This is a genomic window from Serratia sp. 506_PEND, from assembly GCF_001076875.1.
Classification (GTDB): domain Bacteria; phylum Pseudomonadota; class Gammaproteobacteria; order Enterobacterales; family Enterobacteriaceae; genus Serratia; species Serratia marcescens.
The window spans coordinates 1-459 of record NZ_JVEL01000403.1 but is presented as its reverse complement, the minus strand read 5'-3'; the positions used below and the strand labels follow the sequence as shown (position 1 = coordinate 459).

The following is a 459-nucleotide window of genomic DNA, read 5'->3' as shown; positions in this document are numbered from 1 at the left end:
TTGAAACCATCCTCTATCTACTTGACGAGGACAACATAGCGCTGCTGAAGCTTGATAAGGTGGTGAAAGAAAAAATTCTCGGCAAGCAACCACAAACAGAGGCAGTTGCTAATCATAACTACGAGAAGGCTAAAGAGTGTGGTGCTGATAACGAAGAACGCGCAGACACAGAAAGCCTAGCGTCTGATAAGAAACGGGCCGTTTGATTTGGTCTTAGTGGGTACGTGAATGTTATGACAATGTTGCTAACGGCAGGCTACTAAGATCAATCAAACTGTTTTTAAACTGTGATAAACCCCGCTCAAAAAATGCAGAATAAATCATAAAAAAAGACATTTTCGCTCATTTTTAAAATCGCAGTGCAGAACCTCTAAAATCTTCTTAATCCCGCGTCACGTAAGGCTTTGTCGCCCAATCCGAGGTTGCCCCGAACAGTGCTAAAATGATTGTCACCCCACA

At 42.7% G+C, this 459-nt stretch carries 1 pseudogene; it reads left to right on the top strand.

Going from position 1 to position 459, the window contains the following annotated elements:
- A pseudogene (locus ADK28_RS32180) lies at positions 1 to 206 on the top strand (hypothetical protein); the annotation flags it as partial.
- Between the last annotated feature and the right edge of the window lie 253 nt (positions 207 to 459).